Raw genomic sequence first — 17,367 nt, 5'->3', positions numbered from 1 at the left:
TCGCTTCGACAGGATAAAAATACGATGAATGTCATTAACACACCTAAGCTTATCGGATATGTGCTTGTAAATTTATCGGAGGATGATATGGTCAAATTATATTAGCTGTTATTCGATAATCGATGCGCACGTAGATCGTTTCGATCAATCTATCCTGAAGTGGGGTCTGACTGAAATGACAGAAGACATTACCTTCCCAGTCATTGTAAAAAGGGGCGATCTCTATGCCGCACCTTACGGCATGGAGATCACCGCGCTCATTCGTACGGCGAGAAGAATGTTTCAGATGCCGCCACGAAAAGCGAATTCTCTGACCACAGCTTCTGATCTCGCTGACCATTCCGTACGCACAGGACGCTATGTCTGGTTGCTAGTCAAGGCCCTAAGCGCCAGGCAGATGGGCGAGTTACATGTCGCGCCTGCCGTCTTGGTAGCAGGCGCGGCGCTTCATGACATTGGAAAATTGAGCATTCCGCGAGAGATTCTTGCGAAACCGGCGATGCTGACGAAGGATGAATTTGCTATTGTCATGCGCCATCCGTCGGCCGGATATCGCATCGCAACTGCTACGCTGATGCAGCGGGGAGGTACAAGTGAGTTCCTGACCTGCGTGGCGGAAGTGGCGTTGTTTCATCATGAGCGATGGGATGGAGCGGGATATCCAAATCAGGTTGCCAGCAAAAACATTCCCCTGACGGCGAGAGTGCTCAGTGTTGCCGATGTCTACGACGCGCTCACCAGCGCCCGAGCCTACAAGACAAGAATGCCTCACCGGGAAGTAGTGGAAGTCATTCGCGACGGCCGAGGATCAAAATTCGATCCGGACTTAGTCGATGCATTTTTATCTGTCGAATCAGATTTTGAGAGTGCAAATAACGAGTCCGTCGGTACAGAATGATTTGTGTAAGACAAAATCCATACATACGAATCTAAGAAATATTCACTTCTGGTGTGTGTTCGCACCTGATTCAATAGGTTTTGTTCTCATGGAAGTCTCGCCGCGAGTTCAGTCGAGAGGAGGGGCCCATGCCCGCGATGCCATGTCGAGTTGGCACGACGAGTGATTGCCTGATGCGCTCGCTGTTAGCGCTCCTGCTGCTTGGGATCACAGGCGCCCGTGGTGCCGACGTCGAAGTCACCACCCGGCAACAGCCTCCACGCGGCGCATACATGGCCAGCCAGTGCAAGGAGGCGTCGCAGTGCCCGAAGCTTGACGAGGTGTACGCCGCTACGCCCGCTTTCCGACATGCGTTGTCGCTGAGTCTGCGGCATGGCGATGAAGTCGTTCCAGAGTGGGTGAAGGTCAAGCTGCCAAAACAGGGGGAACGGAATCAGATCGCGCGCGATACGCCGTCACCTGGTACAGCCTCGTCAATGCTGCCATTGCGTATCGATGACCGTTCTTACCTGCTTGGTCGAATGGCAGATCCGGAGCGTCCGGAGCACATCATGGCCGTGCTGTATGACACGACGCGGGGCTTTGCCACCGTTCATTACGTCAATCGCGAGGGAAAAACCGCGTTGCTTGGCGATGGCACCGACATCCTGCGCAGGGTGATGACGGATTTCCTGAACGCAGATTCTCCCTTTGCAAAGTCGTTGGGGCGGCCGGACGTTGCGTTGCCCGTCCCGGTACGCAGTCAATGACGATGGCAGCGCATCTGCACTGACGCATCGACACTCATGTCGGGAGGGCAGGCATGACAGCGATAGGAGAGACGCGCCATGATGAAGGCAAGCCATGCATACCGCCCGCACGCTCTGCCATCAAGCGATGGACGCGGCGCTTATGGACGGGCACCGCGCTCTTTACGATGTGTGCGAACTCGCTTCAGGCGCAGAACGTAGGTCCCGGCACAATCACGACGACGATCGTCAACAATGCATCAACGGGCGATCAAACGATCGTTGGCAACACCACCGTAGCGCCAACTGGCGCGAGCCCCGGCACCTCTGTTACGGCAGGAACCCTCACTCTGGATCCCTCTGCAGCGGGATTCACGGCTGGCCCGATTGCCATACAGAGTGCTTCCGGCCACGGACTGTTCACAAACTCCGCCACGGCCGCGGCCGCTATCGTTGGGCGTCCAGGTGTTACGGTATCGACCAGTACTTTTGGCTCCGCCGCCGTTGCACTGGGTTCGGCCGCGTCGATCGATGCAACAGGTCTTACCATCAGCAACACGGCTACAGGAAACGGCGGTGGCTACGGCGCCGTTGCCCAGACGGGCGGACGGATCAGCCTGACCAACAGCACCATCGTCACGACGCGTACCGCGGCGATCGCGCTTGGCAGCTCAGGCGCCGGCAGCAGCCTCACCCTTTCTGGCGTTAACGGCATCATCTCCAATGGGGCGCGTGGCATCGGCGTGTACGCACAGAACGGCGGAACGATTGTGCTGCCTGCCAGCACCGTGTTGAACATGAACGGTCAGGCCAGCACCGGCATCGTTCTGGACGCCGCGCCACAGTCGGGCACTGCCATTGGCAATGGACTCACTATTCATCTGACAGGAACCGGTGAAGCGAGTCCAAACGGCAGCACGGGCGTCGCAGCGGTCGCTGGCTCCTCGGCTACGTTACGCGGCCTTGTGATCGACGGTGCCGATGCTGGCACCGGCATTTACGTGACCAGCGGCGATCCGCGCGGCATCGGCGCTGCCAACGCTGGCACAAGCTCTTCGGTGACACTATCTGACGCGACGATCACCATCGGACGCGCGGGCGGATCATCGATCGGTCTTGCCTCGACATCCACCTCGGCGCTCGTCACTGACGCTGGCAGCACTACGCCGGCACTTACGTCATTGACCTCGGGTACACCGGCGGGGCTGCGCGCGACGCCTGGCAGCCAATCAACAGCATCGTCGACGAGTACGATCAACGCGACCAACACCACCATCAACATGAATGCCGCGAACGGCTTCGGCGTTTACGCGGGCGCCCGCGCAGTATCCGGGCTCAATGCTATCAACCTCACCGGCAGCACGATCAACAGCACGGGCGCTGGCACATACGCATTGGGTGCGGACCAGAACGGGCAGGTCACAGCCACGGGATCGACCGTAAGTGCCTCGGGCAATGGCGGCGGTGCACTCTACCTGATTACAGGGACCGACGTGACCGGTGGTGTGGGTCCCAGCATCCAGCTCGATAACACGAACGTAACGACTATCGGCAATGTCGCGGGTATCGTCTCGCAGAATTTCTCGAACACGCTGATGAATCGCGTGACCATGACCGGCGGCACGATGAGCGTGCCCGACTCGGTGGCAATCTTCGCGAGTGGTGGCCAGAGCAGCATCACGACCGACAATGCCACCGTGACAGGTGGCACCCGATTGCTGGAAGCCGTCGGGTCCGCGACCGCGCCGCAACCGACGGTGGTTGATCTGACCGCGCGCAATGGCAGCGTTCTTTCGGGCGATGCGTTCGCCAATGCCACGGCAACGGCCAATATCGCCTTGCAGACAAACTCTCGCTGGAGCGGAGCGGCGCAGGATGTCACCAATGTCAATGCCGGTGCGACGAGCATCTGGTCGCTGACTGGCAATTCGCGCGTCGTACAGCAGGTAACCAATGCTGGCACGATCGCGTTTACCGCGCCCGTGTCGGGATCCTTCAAGACGTTGACCACGCAAAACTACGTGGGCAACAACGGGGTACTGGGCGTCAATACGTTCCTGGGTGCGGATGGCTCGGCGTCGGACAAGCTAATCATCGACGGCGGCACGGCGTCTGGCGCCTCGGGGATCCGCGTCACCAACGCAGGCGGGCCCGGCGCGCTCACCACTCAAAACGGCATCCTGGTGGTTGACGTCGCCAACGGCGGCACTACTGGCGCGACATCGTTCACACAGACGGGCAGAGCCGTAGGCGGCATCTACGAGTATCGACTGTTTCGTGGTGCGACAGATGGCACGAATCCGAATGCCTGGTACCTTCGGTCTGAGCAGCAAGAACCTCCATCGCCGCCGATCCCCCCGCCGCCCAATCCGAGCGTCATCGTGCCGTTGCTTCGGCCTGAGGTTGGGGCATACCTTGCCAACCAGCGCCTTGCTGCCGGATTTCTGGTCCACAGCCTGCACGATCGGCTGGGCGAACCGCAGTGGACAGAACAGCAGACCTTCGAGAACGACGAGGCGCGGCGCGGCGATGGCTGGGTACGCCTGGTCGGCAAGGATATCGGCTCTCGCACGAGCAATGGCACGTTCGACGTGCAAAGCACCGCGTGGATGCTGCAGATGGGTGGTGATGTCGCGCAGTGGTCGATCTTCCGCGGCGATGACCGCCTGCATGTTGGCGGGATGTTTGGTTACAACTGGGGCTCCAGCACGGGGCGTGCAAGCGGCAATCCGTTCAAGGCGGACAGCGACGTTCAGGGCGTCAATATTGGCGTCTATGGCACCTGGTTCCAGAACGATCAGGCACGCCTCGGCTGGTACACCGATCTTTGGGCGCAGTTCGGCTGGTTCACCAATCATGTCAATGGTGAACTCCTGCCTACAGCCAGCTACAACTCGAAGGTACTCGCGCTATCCGCGGAGACGGGTTATGCGTGGCTTCCAAGCTTCACGCGCGACTGGGTGATCGAGCCGCAAGGGCAGATCATCTATGTGCACGGATATCAGGGGACATTCACCGAGCCGACCGGTACGCAAGTTGGCGGTTCCGACGCGAGTGGCGTGATCACGCGTCTAGGCGTGCGTATGCATCGGACGTGGATCGACGGGAAGGGCTACCGTTATCAGCCATACGTCACGCTGAACTGGTGGCATGACTCAGTGGACAACCAGGTTGCGCTGAATGGGGTCAGCATGGGGGACCTGTATCCGAGCAATCGCTACGAAGTAAAACTTGGGCTCGACGTGCAGGGACGCAAGGGCTGGACTGGCTGGAGCAATGTCGGCTGGCAATGGGGCTCGCAGTCCTACCACGCGTTCATTGGCCGCCTTGGTGTGAAGTACACCTGGTGAACGGGCGGGCCAAGTTACAAGGTCTCCCAGGGGATCGTGTGACGCCGTGCCGCGTGTACCCTCCAGTATTGCCGCAGTGTACGACCCCGTTTCAAGGTTGCCGAGATTAGCGAGTCGCGCCTCGTAGTCGAGAGTCCCTCGAAGTGCGGTGGTGCGACGCGGCGACAATCCTTGCCGATGGCGGCGGGATCACCCGGTGGTAATTGGTGCCGCCGTGACAGCTCTGCGAGCACTGCCGCAGAGCTATTTGTTGACGTTGGATTACCCGGGATGGATGGCTATGAGCTTGCGAGCAGGCTGCGCGCGATTCCTCAGCTTCATCGCCTCCATCTCATCGCAATCACAGGATACGGGCGCCGGAGGATTACCAGCGCACGCGCGCGGCGGGTTTCGCGGAACATCTTGTCAAACCAGTCGACCCAGCGATACTGCAGCGAGCCCTCGCAGCGGCGTTTCGGTAGGAAGCGGAACATCCATCCGGGGGGGCGACGCAAGGGAGTCGGCGCCTGTGAGCGCTTGACGTCTGTTATTCGGACGGGAGCGGATATGAGGCAGTCCATGAGTGGAACTGAGACGACTGCGGCTGGGCTCGCCGCGTTGCGCTCGCGGTCAGCGCGGTGGTGTTTGGTGTGATCACCTTTTCGCCGCCATGGGAGGCCGCTTTCAGGCCACTCTAAAGTTGCTCGAGTTGCCGTCAATGGGCACACGGAATGAGGTGCCGAGCCGCTCGAGCAAGCCGGCTACTCGGTCGAATTGCCGATCCGGAGCGGATGCCTTTAGTTACTAACAAAAGTGGGGCGTTTCAAGCCGGGTCAACGCACATTCCCGACGAGCATCTACTAAGCCAGAATCTTGGACATCAGAATTGAATTGAGCGCGGCGCTCGCGCGCGCAATACTGCTGACGTCATCCCTGCAGTAGTTGGGCCGCCGCGAGTACTCATGGCAATTGCGGCGGCCTCTTTCTTTGAGATTTCGAGCTCGGCGCATGCGCGTACGCGTGTGCGACTGCCGGCACGCGGAGGTTGAATTCACTGGGCGGGGACAACAACCGCAGGCTGGTGAGAATCTAGTTAACACGGCGCTGAAAGAACTGAATTCCCTTCGCCAATGCATGTCGTCACACTCGAACAGCTTGATTCCGAGGAGTGCGATATGCCCGCCATGATGAAAGCCGCCGTCTTTGTCGAGCCCGGCCGTATCGAGCTCGCCGACAAACCAATTCCCGATGTGGCCCCGAACGAGGCGCTGATCCGCATCACTACCACAACGATCTGTGGTACGGATGTGCACATTCTGAAGGGCGAGTATCCCGTTGAACGTGGCCTGACCGTAGGGCACGAACCCGTCGGCGTGATCGAGAAGCTTGGGATCGCCGTCTCCGGATACCGTGAGGGACAGCGTGTCATTGCCGGTGCAATCTGCCCGAACTTCAATACATACGCAGCCATGGATGGCGTGCCCTCTCAGGATGGCACCTATCTCATTGCCAGAGGCTTGTGCGGCTGCCACGGATACAAGGCTACGGCAGGTTGGCGATTCGGCAATCTCATTGACGGCACGCAGGCGGAATATGTGCTGGTGCCGGACGCGCAGGCGAACCTCGCGCCGATTCCCGATGGATTGACGGACGAGCAGGTGCTGATGTGCCCGGACATCATGTCGACAGGCTTCGCGGGCGCGGAGAACGCAAACATCCGCATTGGTGACATCGTGGCGGTATTCGCACAAGGACCGATTGGTCTATGCGCGACTGCTGGCGCAAGGCTCAAAGGGGCGACCACGATCATTGCCGTGGATGGCAACGATGCGCGACTTGAGGTTGCCCGAAAGCTCGGTGCCGATGTGGTACTTAACTTCCGCAACTGCGACGTGGTAGACGAGATCATGAGTCTGACCGGCGGCCGCGGAGTCGACTCCGCGATCGAAGCGCTGGGCACTCAGCAGACGTTCGAGCAAGGCATGCGTGTATTGAAGCCAGGTGGCACGCTTTCTAGCCTGGGCGTGTACTCGTCGGATTTGACCATCCCACTCTCCGCGTTTGCGGCGGGGCTTGGTGACCACAAGATCAACACGGCGCTGTGCCCTGGAGGCAAGGAGCGCATGCGTCGATTGATGAATGTGCTCGAGTCCGGGCGGCTGGACTTGAGCCTTCTGGTCACTCACGAACGCAAGCTGGAGGATATCGTGGAAGCCTATGATTTGTTCTCCAATCAACGGGACGGTGTGCTGAAAGTTGCAATCAAGCTATCCTGACGTTCCGTCTGACCACGCTGCGACACGACATCCCTTGCGAGCCGTGAGCGTAGGCGTAGATCTCACTGCCGACGCCTTACGGCTTACAGCTCACTGTGCTCTTTCGGACAGCGAGGAAGAGGTATCAGATGTGGCCAAAAAAAGCGGACTCTCGGACTGCAGGTTCGGACCTCGCTGGCCACCTCGTGGATCGCAGGACCGGGCGGTTCCCGAGGTTGCCGACTCTTTGCCGTGAGGAGATGCGCTTAAAGCGAAGATCAGTTCAAAAGAGGTTATGCGCAGCGGCGGCCAGCGAGCGTTGTACTTCCAGCGCGCTACGCTCCACCCAGTTGTGCTGCAATAGCCCATCTTCACGAACATGCAACACGGCGGTGCCGGTCATAGAAATCGGCGTGTAGCAAGCAGGTGATCCCATGAAGCCTCGGTTTCTCCCTGTCACGACCCAACGCGTGACTACGCGATCGCCTGCTTCGTTCTGAAACGATTCGACGACATCAAACCGGAAATCCGCAATGCTGGCGAGGAGGGCGGTGGCCCAACGCTTGAAAGCCTCACGCGATTCAATTGTCCTGCCCCCCGACGTGATCGCAAAGTCGTCCGCCACAAGATGGTCTGCTGCGTCAGGGTTTCGCTCCTGCCACACCTCACGCCAGAACCGATTGGCGATTTCTACCGCAGTTCGTGTGTTCATCACGGTGCTCCAACTAGGTTTTCGCCCGACATCGCGGCATTAGTCCGAAGTCGGCTTGTCGGTGACCACTGTCGCCAGCCTGACGCCAGTATCGACATTTGCTATTAAGAAGACAAACGAATAATATTTATTCATTCCAGTCGATTGTCTAATGAATCATGTCCGACCCGAGTATTGATTTAAGCCTGCTGCGCGCGTTTGTCGCTGTGGCAGAAACGGGAAGTTTCACGGCCGCTGCAGACGCTGTCGGACGGTCGCAATCTGCGGTCAGTCAGAAGGTATTGCGCTTGGAGGAGGCGCTCGAGATGCGCGTGTTTGAACGCACGAGCCGTGCGCTGAGCTTGACTGTCGAGGGCGAGCGACTTCTGGCTGCGGGCCGGCAGCTCCTCGCCCATTACGACGTGTTCCTGCAGTCAGTTCGAACGCCCACGCCGGCCACGACGTTGCGACTAGGTATCTCGGAAAATCTTGTTCAGATGCAACTGCCTCGATTGCTATCCCGCTTCACTCAGAGGTATCCGGATGTCCGTATGGAGCTAATCACCAGCGCGAGCCAGGCGCTTTTCGAGGACTATGAGGCAGGTCAGTTGGACGTGGTGATCGCGAAGACCCGTAAGGGACAAGCCCTGCAAGGCGGCCGCGTGATCTGGCGCGAGCCATTGGTTTGGATTGCCGGGGGAGACTTCCGCAATGATCATCGCAAGCCGGCGCGGCTTGTCATGATGCGCCCGCCCTGTGGCTACCGAGAAGTGATGACCCAAACGCTCAACTCTGCACGGCGCGAGTGGGTGACCGCCGTGACGGCAAGCAGCCTGGCTGGTGTGCAGGCCGCGGTTCTGGGCGGGCTCGGCGTAACCGCGTTGGGGAAATCGTTTGTTCAACCAGGCATGAGGCTTTTGCCGCCGTCTGAGCATTGGCCTGCATTGCCGGCGACGGAAGTATCCGTCGCGGCCCAGGTACCGGGAATGCAGCAAATGATTGAACCTCTAATAGCGCTGCTCACGGAGGTGCTGCTCGAGAGTGGGGGCGCGCCCCCGGCATCCGGTAGTCCAGAGCCTTCGTTGGACTAGGAGTTCCAGCCCCAGTGTCCTTATGAGCTAGCGCGCGAACGCATTTGGAAACGCGGCTGCATTTGCAGACATGGAGAGGAGGGTTATGTTCGACTGGGAGGATTTGCGTTACTTCGTTGCGTTTAGCCAGGATGAATCGCTTGCGAAGGCAGCGCGCCAATTGAAGGTTGATCATGCGACTGTCGCGCGAAGAATCGCGTCACTGGAGCAGGCGCTCGAGCTCAAGCTCGTGGACCGCCGACCGCGCGCCTATGTGCTAACGGCGGAGGGGCAGCAAGTTGCGGAATTGGGACGGCGCATGGAGGGGGAATCGTTTGCGGTCCAACGCATATCAGTCGCTGGGCGGGAGGTCGTCGCAGGCGAAGTGGTGATCAGCGCGCCCCCCTCGATGGCAGTCAGTGTCATTGCACCGAATCTCGGCAAGCTTCGGGAGCAACATCCCGCTGTGCGCATACGGCTGATCGCCGAAACGCATAATGTCTCGTTGACCCGCCGGGGGGCGGACGTTGCGGTTCGCCTGAGTCGGCCGACCGAGGCGGACATTGTCGCGCGCAAGGTGGGCACGGTGTCCTTCGGACTATATGCATCGCCCGCGTACCTGGCCTCGCGCACGCCTGAGAGCTACGAGTTCATCGGATACGACGACAGCATGGATGGATCCGTTCAGCAAATCTGGCTGGATCAACAGGCAATGTCTCGTCCGGTTGTGCTCCGAAGTAATAGCCTGGATGTGCAGCATGCCGCGGCGTGCGGGGGTGTTGGTGTTGCTGCTCTGCCGTACTTCCTTGGGGACTGGGATGAGAGCCTCGCGTTGGTGGAATGCGTCGGCACACCATTGATCCGTGAAGTGTGGGCTTCCACGCACGACGACGTCCGCCACGCACCCGCTATTCGAAGTGTTATGCAATTCATTGCCGACTGCTTCCCCAAGTAGCTGGACAGCTCTCACACACGCCTCCGCGAGCGATCTTTTCTGTAAGCAGCTAACTAGGTCGCGTCCGCCCATTCTGAGCACGATCGTCTCGCAGAGAATTCAATGGAACTTCCTCCAACCGGCGACTAGATTGATAGCCAGTCGGACCGTCACGATGCCTATGAGGGCGTCCCGCCCGAGTCCCTGTTTCCCGCGGCATCACCGTCCGGATCCAGTTCACACACGCCAGACTGTCCGACATAGCGTGGGAGGTCCGTTCGCATGTATGCCATCAACGTCAACGGCGAAAGCCGAACGATCGACGCGCCACCGGACATGCCGCTACTGTGGGTGCTGCGCGATCGGGTGGGTCTGATGGGAACCAAGTTCGGTTGTGGCATTGCGCAATGCGGTGCCTGCACAGTACACCTTGATGGCCTGCCGGTACGTTCCTGCGTGATGCCCATTGCGGCAGTTGGCGAACGCAGGGTAGTCACGATCGAAGGCGTTGGAGCGACGCCTTCGGGCCGAACGGTGCAGAAGGCTTGGATCGATCTTGATGTGGTTCAGTGCGGCTATTGCCAATCGGGGCAGATTATGTCGGCGTCAGCCTTGCTCGCGACGAATCCGCATCCGAGCGATGCCGACATCGATGCCGCGATGGCGGGCAATATCTGTCGCTGCGGTACCTACCTGCGGATTCGTGCAGCGATCAAGAAGGCCGCGGCGGAGCATTGAAATCATGAGCCAGCGGCGTGAGTTTCTGAAGATCATTGCCGGCAGCGGCGGTGGCTTGCTGATGAGTGTGGCGCTGCCATTGCTCGCTTCCACGAACGAGATCGTCGAGGAGGATCCAGCGGCCGGAACTTTCGCCCCCGATGCCTTCATTAGGATTGCACCTTCAGGGCACATCACGTTTGTCATGCCTCGCGTGGAGATGGGGCAGGGGACCTATACATCGATCTCGATGCTGATAGCAGAGGAGCTCGAGGTATCGCTTGACGATGTACGACTCGAGCACGCGCCCGCGGATGACGTCCTGTATCGCGATCCGGTAATTGGCAGCCAGATCACGGGTGCTTCGGCATCGATCCGGGGCGCGTGGTTGCCCATGCGCAAGGCCGGCGCGACCTGCCGGACGCTTCTGGTCACCGCTGCGGCAAAAGTCTGGAAGGTAGACGCTTCCACCTGTAAAGCCACGAACGGTCTCGTTATGCACCCCCCAAGTGGCCGACGCATGACCTATGGAGAGCTCTCAGGCATCGCGGCAAAGCTGCCGCTGCCAACAGACGTAGCCCTCAAAGACCCTCGCGATTTCAGGCTGATCGGTACGCCCGTCAAACGGCTCGACTCGCGGGACAAGGTCGAGGGGCGGGCTGTCTTTGGCATCGATGTCGTGCTGCCGGATATGGGGATCGCGACGGTTGCCGCAAGCCCGGTGGTAGGTGGAAAGCTTCGCGGCGTCGATGACAGACGCGCGCTCGAGATCAAGGGGGTGCGTCAGATCGTGCGGATCGACGATGCCGTTGCCGTGGTTGCCGACGACATGTGGGCCGCAAGGCGAGGGTTGTCCGCGTTGAAGCTGGACTGGGACGCGGGCACAAACGCCGGATTCTCCAACGCAACGCTGATCGCGAGCATGGAGCAGGCGGCGAGGGGCGACGGTGTCGTTGCGCAGAACATTGGCGACGTATCCGCAGCGCTTCGCAGCGGAGGAAATGCAATCAAGGCGCGTTACGAGCTGCCATTCCTCGCGCACGCGACCATGGAGCCGATGAACTGCACGGTACATGTCACGCGCGATTCGTGTGACGTGTGGACCGGTACTCAGGTGCCTGCCCGCGCGCAAGAGACGGCAGCTGCCGTGACAGGCCTGCCGAAGGACAAGGTAAGGGTACATGTGCTGTATCTTGGCGGCGGCTTTGGGCGTCGCCTGGAAGTCGACTATGTGACGCAAGCAGTCCGCTTTGCCAGGCAAGTGCAGGGGCCGGTGAAGTTTATCTGGACACGCGAGGAAGATATCCAACACGACATTCTCCGGACGTACTACCTGAATCAGCTGGATGCCGTAATGGATGGACAGGGCATGCCGTTGGCGTGGACCCACAAGATCACTGGCGCGGCCGTGATGGCTCGCTATCTGCCGAGCACGTTCAAGCATGGCGTCGATCCGGACGGCGTCATCGGTGCGATCAATCTTCTCTATGCAATTCCCAACGTGCGCGTGAACTACGTGCGGCTCGAGACGCCCATGCCGATCGGGAAATGGCGCGGCGTAGGGCCGACCCACAATGTGTTTGTGGTCGAGAGTTTCATCGACGAGCTCGCGAATTCGGCGCGGAAGGACCCCTACGAATATCGCCGCGCATTGCTCGCGAAGCAACCTCGCGCAAAGGCTGTGCTGGAACGCGCTGCTCAGAAGGCAGGCTGGCACCAACCGCTCAAGCCCAGTCGCGCCGGCCTGCGGGTGGGGCGCGGGATCTCCGTGCAGTTTGCATTCGCCTCCTATGTAGCGGAGGTGGCGGAGGTGGAGGTCGATGAGAAGGGGGAGGTGCGGGTCAGGCGTGTGGTCTGCGCTGTCGATTGCGGGCATGTCGTCAATCCTGACACCATTCGAGCGCAAATCGAGAGTGGCGTGATCTTCGGGTGCTCGGCGGTTCTGTGGGGAAAGATATCGTTCAGCCATGGGCGGGTCGAGCAGTCCAACTTCAATGACTATCGGGTGATGCGCATCAACGAGGCGCCTGCTATCGAAGTGAATATCGTGAGCAGTGTCGAGGCGCCCGGCGGTGTTGGCGAGGCGGCAACGGCAGCGCTGTTCCCGGCTGTGGCGAATGCCGTCGCCGCGGCGACCGGCAAGCGCATTCGTAAATTGCCGATGGAGGCCGCGCTGCTCAAGGCGTGATGCGGCTAACGGAGACGTTCATGCTTTTCCAGGCGAAGATCACCGTTCGAGTTCCGCCGGGCACGGACATGGAGAAGATCAAGGCGCTCAGCGCCGAGGAGATCGAGCTTGCCAAGGGGCTGCAACGCACTGGCAAGTGGCTGCACATTTGGCGCATTGCTGGCAAATGGGCAAACATCAGTGTCTTCGACGTTGACAGTGTGGATGAGCTTCACAACATCCTGACGTCGTTGCCACTCTATCCGTACATGGAAGTCGAGGTCACGGCACTTTGCCGCCACCCAGCGTCCATCGAAGGCGAGACGGCGGCGCTCTGAGGCAACCATGTACAGCGCCTTGTGCAATTCTGCACCCACAGCCTGCATGTTCACGGAATAGGCACACGCGACGATCTGGGGAAAGATCGGACAACCCATCGACGTATCGCGGTTTGCGGCGTCGAGCCCCTTCTTTCTCTCCTGGAGGACGTCATGTCCGATACGCTCGTCGCGCAACCGGTTCGCGCACCTGCTACGTTCACGCCCGATATGGTCCGCGCGGCGTGGACTGTCACAGCGGTGTTCATGCTGTCCAACTCTCCGACGCCGCTCTATGTGGTGTGGCAGCGCGCGCTCGGATTTTCGTCGGGAATGCTAACGGTTATCTTTGCGCTGTACATCGCAAGCCTGCTCGGCACTTTACTAATCGCCGGTCAGCTCTCGGATCGGATTGGCCGCAAGGCGGTCCTGCTGCCTGGTTTGCTTGCGGCACTTGTTGCCTGCGTCTTGTTCGCGACCGCTTCGTCCATTGCCATGCTCGCCGTCGCGCGCCTGCTGACAGGGATCGCGGTGGGCGTCATCGTTTCCGCGGGCATGGCGACCGTCGGGGATCTTGGCGGTGGCGAGCGTCGTCGGCAGGCAGCGCTGCTCGCGTCTGTGGCCATGGTGCTCGGCGCCGGACTCGGTCCATTGCTGGCCGGTGGCATTGCGCAATCGCTCGCTGATGCTGTGCGCCCGGTGTTCGCCATTGAGTTTGTCGTATTACTGAGCGCATTCGTGGTGACCGCGCGATTGCCGTTGTCACGGCCCAATGTGACAGCGAGCGGTACACGTCTGCGCCTGCCGTCGCTGCCGCGCGAGTATCGGCGCCACGTGTTATCCGGCATTGCCGTGTTCGGGCCCGGCATTACAGCGACGTCGTTCGTGCTGGCATTGGGCCCCTCGCTGCTCGCTCGCTTGCTGGACGTTCGCAGTCCCCTGCTGGCGGGTGGCATGGCCTGCGCCATGTTTGCCGTTGCTACTGGCGTGCAGTTCGTGGTTCGCGGCTGGTCGGTACGGGCGATATTCGCCGCGGGCTCGTCCGCGACGGTGCTGGCGATGGGCGCGCTGAGCGTTGCCGTGCTCGCGTCGTCCGTGCCCGTATTGCTGGTGTCTGCGTTGCTTGCTGGCATCGGCCAGGGGTTGGGTCAACTTGGTGGATTGACGCTGATCGGCTTGAACGTGCCCGATACGCGTCGAGCTGAGGCCAATGCCATCATGAATATGGGCGGCTATTTGCCGGCGGGATTACTGGCGGTATCGGCCGGGTACGCCATCGACTTCTTCGGCCTGTCGGCAGGCGTCATCATGTTTGCGGTGGCGCTCGCAGTCAGTGCCGTGGTGTTCGGTGTGATCACGTTTCGCCAGCATGCATAGCCGTTTGCGGCCACTGTCCGGTCGTTTGCAGGGACGTCGATAGGCAGACGGCACGGAGCGATTCGAGCGTAGCGCCCGCTTTGATTGATAAAGCAATTAGTTTTAATTCATGCAGAGCGCTTGAAATTCGAACGTGTTTTCGGTCGGATTGCGGAAATTTAGTACTAAGCTTGCCAACATCATTCCAGTTTCAAACCCCTGCTCAGTGCATGTTCAGCGCTGCGCGGAAGGTGTCCGGCGGTGCGTGGTCGCGCGATGGAACGTAGGCCTTCACCGCTCGATCCGGGCCTTGTGAGCGAAGCCGAAATTTCCGTGGCCGCAATGGCTGCCGACGTTTCCAATTGGGACCGTGTGACCGAGTGGCATTTGTTCGAGGCAGATGGATGGCTTGCCCGGAAGCACTAGCATTGTTTCCCGTCCCTCTGCATTTACAGTTAGCGTAGAAAGCATGCCGCATTCGTGTCGGGTTGCCCTTGTAATTGTATTCGGCGACGCCAATGCGTTACACCCATGAACTACTCGAGCCTGGGGAGATTTACGTATGCGGCACGTCAGCATCAAGCTCTTGCGCGTTTTTGTCCTGTTCATGGAGTATCGCGACCTACAAACCGTGGCAGCGTGGGCGCAGGTGCGCCCGCCTACAGTCGCATACAGTCTGAGCAGACTGCGCGATATCACCAGGGATCCCTTGTTCGTCAACCGCAGCGGCACGCTGGAACCCACTCCTTTTGCAGTGAAGCTAGAACGTGCCGCGCGTCAGATATTGGATAAATGGATGGAGGTCGCGCAGCCGCGCGACGCTCGAGAGATTGGAGCAGATGCCGGGCGCAGGGTGTTCGTCGGGTTTTCCCCATCGATTGGCGATCCCGTGATTACCTACATTCTTACGGCGCTCTATGAGAATTTTCCCGGCCACAGTTTTAGTGCGTGCTCGGTGACCGCTCATTCAGCCATACACAAGACGTTCGAGGCCGGCGAGTTACATTGCGCCTTCATGGTGGACGGTGTAGATATGCAGGACAGCGTGGTTCCGCTGAACATCATGGCAACGCCGCGTCGTTTGGTCAGTGCTGACCGCTGCAGAGAGAATGGTCTGGCGGGCAGGGACTGGATTCTCTTACAGGAGGACTGCGAGAGCAGCAGTCCGCTTCGCGCCTTCCTGATGCGACACGTGAGCCATTGCCGTGAGACGGTGGTCCCGTCATGGCAATCGCAGATCTCGTTGATGCATTCCGCGGGAGGCTTCTGCCCAATCCTCGATTTCAATGTTCCGCTGGTGACCTCTGATGGTAAGACTCAGGTGCTAGCACCTCCCGCAGACTTCCCGACTTGGGCGACGGTGCATTTCCTTATGCCGCGAGATGCACCGAATGATGTCCCCCTGCGCGATATCATGGAAGTAGGCGCCTCCGTGCTACGCGATCCCCCCAAGGCGGTCGAGAGTGGCAGGCGTGCCAGGCCGTCTGCTCCCCTTGTGCCCGTGGTCTAGTGCCAGAGCGGCAACGGATCCCGTCGTGCACCAAGTCAGCTTCAAAGAGGGGGCTGGTGATGTCTTCTCTCTCCCATGACGACACAGATTCGTTGACGGAAATTGCCCCCGTGCATCGGAGCAAAAGAGGCCACATCCAGCCAATCCCACTCGACTGCAGCGAATCGCCTCCTATGGTCCGAATCAAGCGGGATAGCTTCGACGTCTTGTTATGCGGCAGCACCGACCGGAGACGACAATGCTTCCACAGCGTCTGCGATTTCGGCGGGCACGGCATGATGCACCATATGGCCTGCTGCCACCATCTTGAGTTCGCTGCGTGGCAGTTCATCGTGCAAGCGCTTAGTGTGGGCGGTCGGATCAACGATGCCGTCATCCGCTCCGGCGATTAATGTCACGGGGACCTGTAGCTGGGCGTACTCTTCCTGCATTTGCGTGACCGCCGCAATCATGAATGCGGTATCTTCGGCTGCCGCCCGCAGTTGCCGAGGGCGGAGCATCATTTCACGTGGCACAACCTGCAGGAAGTCATCTGGCACTGGGTTGGGTGCAAACATCTTGCGCACAGTTCCCTTAAGCGCGAAGCGAGCCAGGACAGGCATCACGGTATGCTGTAACACATCGCCCACCCCCGGAATTGCCCCCGGCACGTTGAGTGGGACTTCCATGCGCGCAGTCGGATAGTAGAAGCCGGAGAGCAGCACCAGCCCTGCGATATTGGAGGGTGCTTGCACGCCCATGGCGAGTGCTACCAAGGTACCCCAGGAATGCCCGACGACCACCGGACGAGTTACTCCCAGGCGTTCCAAGGCCTTGCCAAGCCACAATGCCTGAAGGCTAGGGGTCCATAGCTTGCCCCGCGGGCGGGTGCTATGGCCGAAACCGGGCCGGTCGAATGCAATCACGCGATGCCGCTCTGCGAGCTTATCGAACAGTCCGCTGGCGATAAAATCCTCCAATTGCACGCCATTCCCGTGCAGCAGGACGACCGGAGGACCCTCACCGCGCTCGAGATAGTGGAGGCGCACGCCATCAACGTCGATCATGCGGCCAAGGGGCGGATGCTCGTGCTCGGCTACGCGCGCCCGATGTCTCGCCCAGAGGGCGGTGGCAGTACCAGCCACAGCCAGCGCGGCGGTAGTGGCGATGGCGGTACCAGCGGCGGGGGGTGCCGTAGATGAGGGCGAGCGAAGGCGTGAAAGTTTAGTGGACATGAGTGAGCGCCGGTGTGATGCCATGCGCGGAGCGTGGCATCGGTGGGTGGGTAGTACGATGCCGGACGCAAGCCCGATGCCGGGCCACTGCCCTCAAGCCGCGAAAAGTTGTACTCCCATGCCACAGCTATGCCTCTGGGTCGTTAGGCGACAAAGGCGCTTTGCTCGGGTGGCGCAAACG

General features: G+C 60.1%; 13 protein-coding genes. 11 read left to right on the top strand and 2 right to left on the bottom strand.

The genetic code is table 11. From position 1 onward, the window contains the following. Positions 1-175: 175 nt before the first annotated feature. The 4 genes from LDO41_RS30370 (at position 176) to LDO41_RS30350 (ending at position 7,231) form a co-directional block, all read left to right on the top strand. The gene (locus LDO41_RS30370) at positions 176-898 is read left to right on the top strand and encodes an HD-GYP domain-containing protein (protein WP_223995035.1); all 723 of its coding nucleotides are present in this window, start codon (positions 176-178) and stop codon (positions 896-898) included. A gap of 128 nt (positions 899-1,026) precedes the next feature. Next, complete coding sequence (locus LDO41_RS30365) at positions 1,027-1,647, top strand: hypothetical protein (protein WP_223995033.1); 621 nt, start codon at positions 1,027-1,029, stop codon at positions 1,645-1,647. A 53-nt stretch (positions 1,648-1,700) separates the two neighbouring features. After that, positions 1,701-4,976 (top strand): autotransporter family protein, encoded by a 3,276-nt coding sequence (locus LDO41_RS30360; RefSeq protein WP_223995031.1) that lies wholly within the window; start codon positions 1,701-1,703, stop codon positions 4,974-4,976. A gap of 1,154 nt (positions 4,977-6,130) precedes the next feature. After that, a complete protein-coding gene (locus LDO41_RS30350; RefSeq protein ID WP_223995030.1) occupies positions 6,131-7,231 on the top strand; it encodes an NAD(P)-dependent alcohol dehydrogenase in 1,101 nt (366 codons plus the stop codon). 262 nt (positions 7,232-7,493) lie between these two features. Here the strand turns inward: LDO41_RS30350 and LDO41_RS30345 are convergent, their stop codons facing one another. Further along, a complete protein-coding gene (locus tag LDO41_RS30345) occupies positions 7,494-7,922 on the bottom strand; it encodes an ester cyclase (protein ID WP_223995028.1) in 429 nt (142 codons plus the stop codon). Between the two features lie 158 nt (positions 7,923-8,080). Here LDO41_RS30345 and LDO41_RS30340 point away from each other — a divergent pair, with 158 nt between their 5' ends. The 7 genes from LDO41_RS30340 to LDO41_RS30310 all read left to right on the top strand — a co-directional run bounded on the left by LDO41_RS30340 (position 8,081) and on the right by LDO41_RS30310 (position 15,972). Then, positions 8,081-8,992: a LysR substrate-binding domain-containing protein gene (locus LDO41_RS30340; protein WP_223995026.1), complete on the top strand. Its 912-nt coding sequence runs from the start codon at positions 8,081-8,083 to the stop codon at positions 8,990-8,992. Positions 8,993-9,077: 85 nt separating this feature from the next. Beyond that, positions 9,078-9,926 (top strand): LysR family transcriptional regulator, encoded by an 849-nt coding sequence (locus tag LDO41_RS30335; protein WP_223995024.1) that lies wholly within the window; start codon positions 9,078-9,080, stop codon positions 9,924-9,926. 261 nt (positions 9,927-10,187) lie between these two features. Continuing rightward, complete coding sequence (locus LDO41_RS30330; protein WP_223995022.1) at positions 10,188-10,643, top strand: (2Fe-2S)-binding protein; 456 nt, start codon at positions 10,188-10,190, stop codon at positions 10,641-10,643. 4 nt (positions 10,644-10,647) lie between these two features. Next, positions 10,648-12,810: a xanthine dehydrogenase family protein molybdopterin-binding subunit gene (locus LDO41_RS30325; RefSeq protein ID WP_223995020.1), complete on the top strand. Its 2,163-nt coding sequence runs from the start codon at positions 10,648-10,650 to the stop codon at positions 12,808-12,810. Positions 12,811-12,830: 20 nt separating this feature from the next. Next, entirely contained in the window at positions 12,831-13,127 is a 297-nt protein-coding gene (locus tag LDO41_RS30320) for a muconolactone Delta-isomerase (protein ID WP_223995018.1), read from the top strand. 153 nt (positions 13,128-13,280) lie between these two features. Continuing rightward, a complete protein-coding gene (locus tag LDO41_RS30315; RefSeq protein WP_223995016.1) occupies positions 13,281-14,483 on the top strand; it encodes an MFS transporter in 1,203 nt (400 codons plus the stop codon). 541 nt (positions 14,484-15,024) lie between these two features. Continuing rightward, positions 15,025-15,972 carry a LysR family transcriptional regulator gene (locus LDO41_RS30310; protein WP_223995014.1) on the top strand — a complete coding sequence of 316 codons (948 nt, stop codon included), beginning with the start codon at positions 15,025-15,027 and terminating at the stop codon, positions 15,970-15,972. Between the two features lie 209 nt (positions 15,973-16,181). On the opposite strand, the gene LDO41_RS30305 is transcribed toward LDO41_RS30310, so the two are convergent. Continuing rightward, the gene (locus LDO41_RS30305; protein ID WP_223995012.1) at positions 16,182-17,018 is read right to left on the bottom strand and encodes an alpha/beta fold hydrolase; all 837 of its coding nucleotides are present in this window, start codon (positions 17,016-17,018) and stop codon (positions 16,182-16,184) included. Positions 17,019-17,367: the final 349 nt, after the last annotated feature.

The organism is Cupriavidus pampae (assembly GCF_914271485.1).
Lineage (GTDB): Bacteria > Pseudomonadota > Gammaproteobacteria > Burkholderiales > Burkholderiaceae > Cupriavidus > Cupriavidus pampae.
The sequence above is the reverse complement of the archived record's forward strand: the minus strand, read 5'-3'. Positions and strand labels throughout refer to the sequence as shown.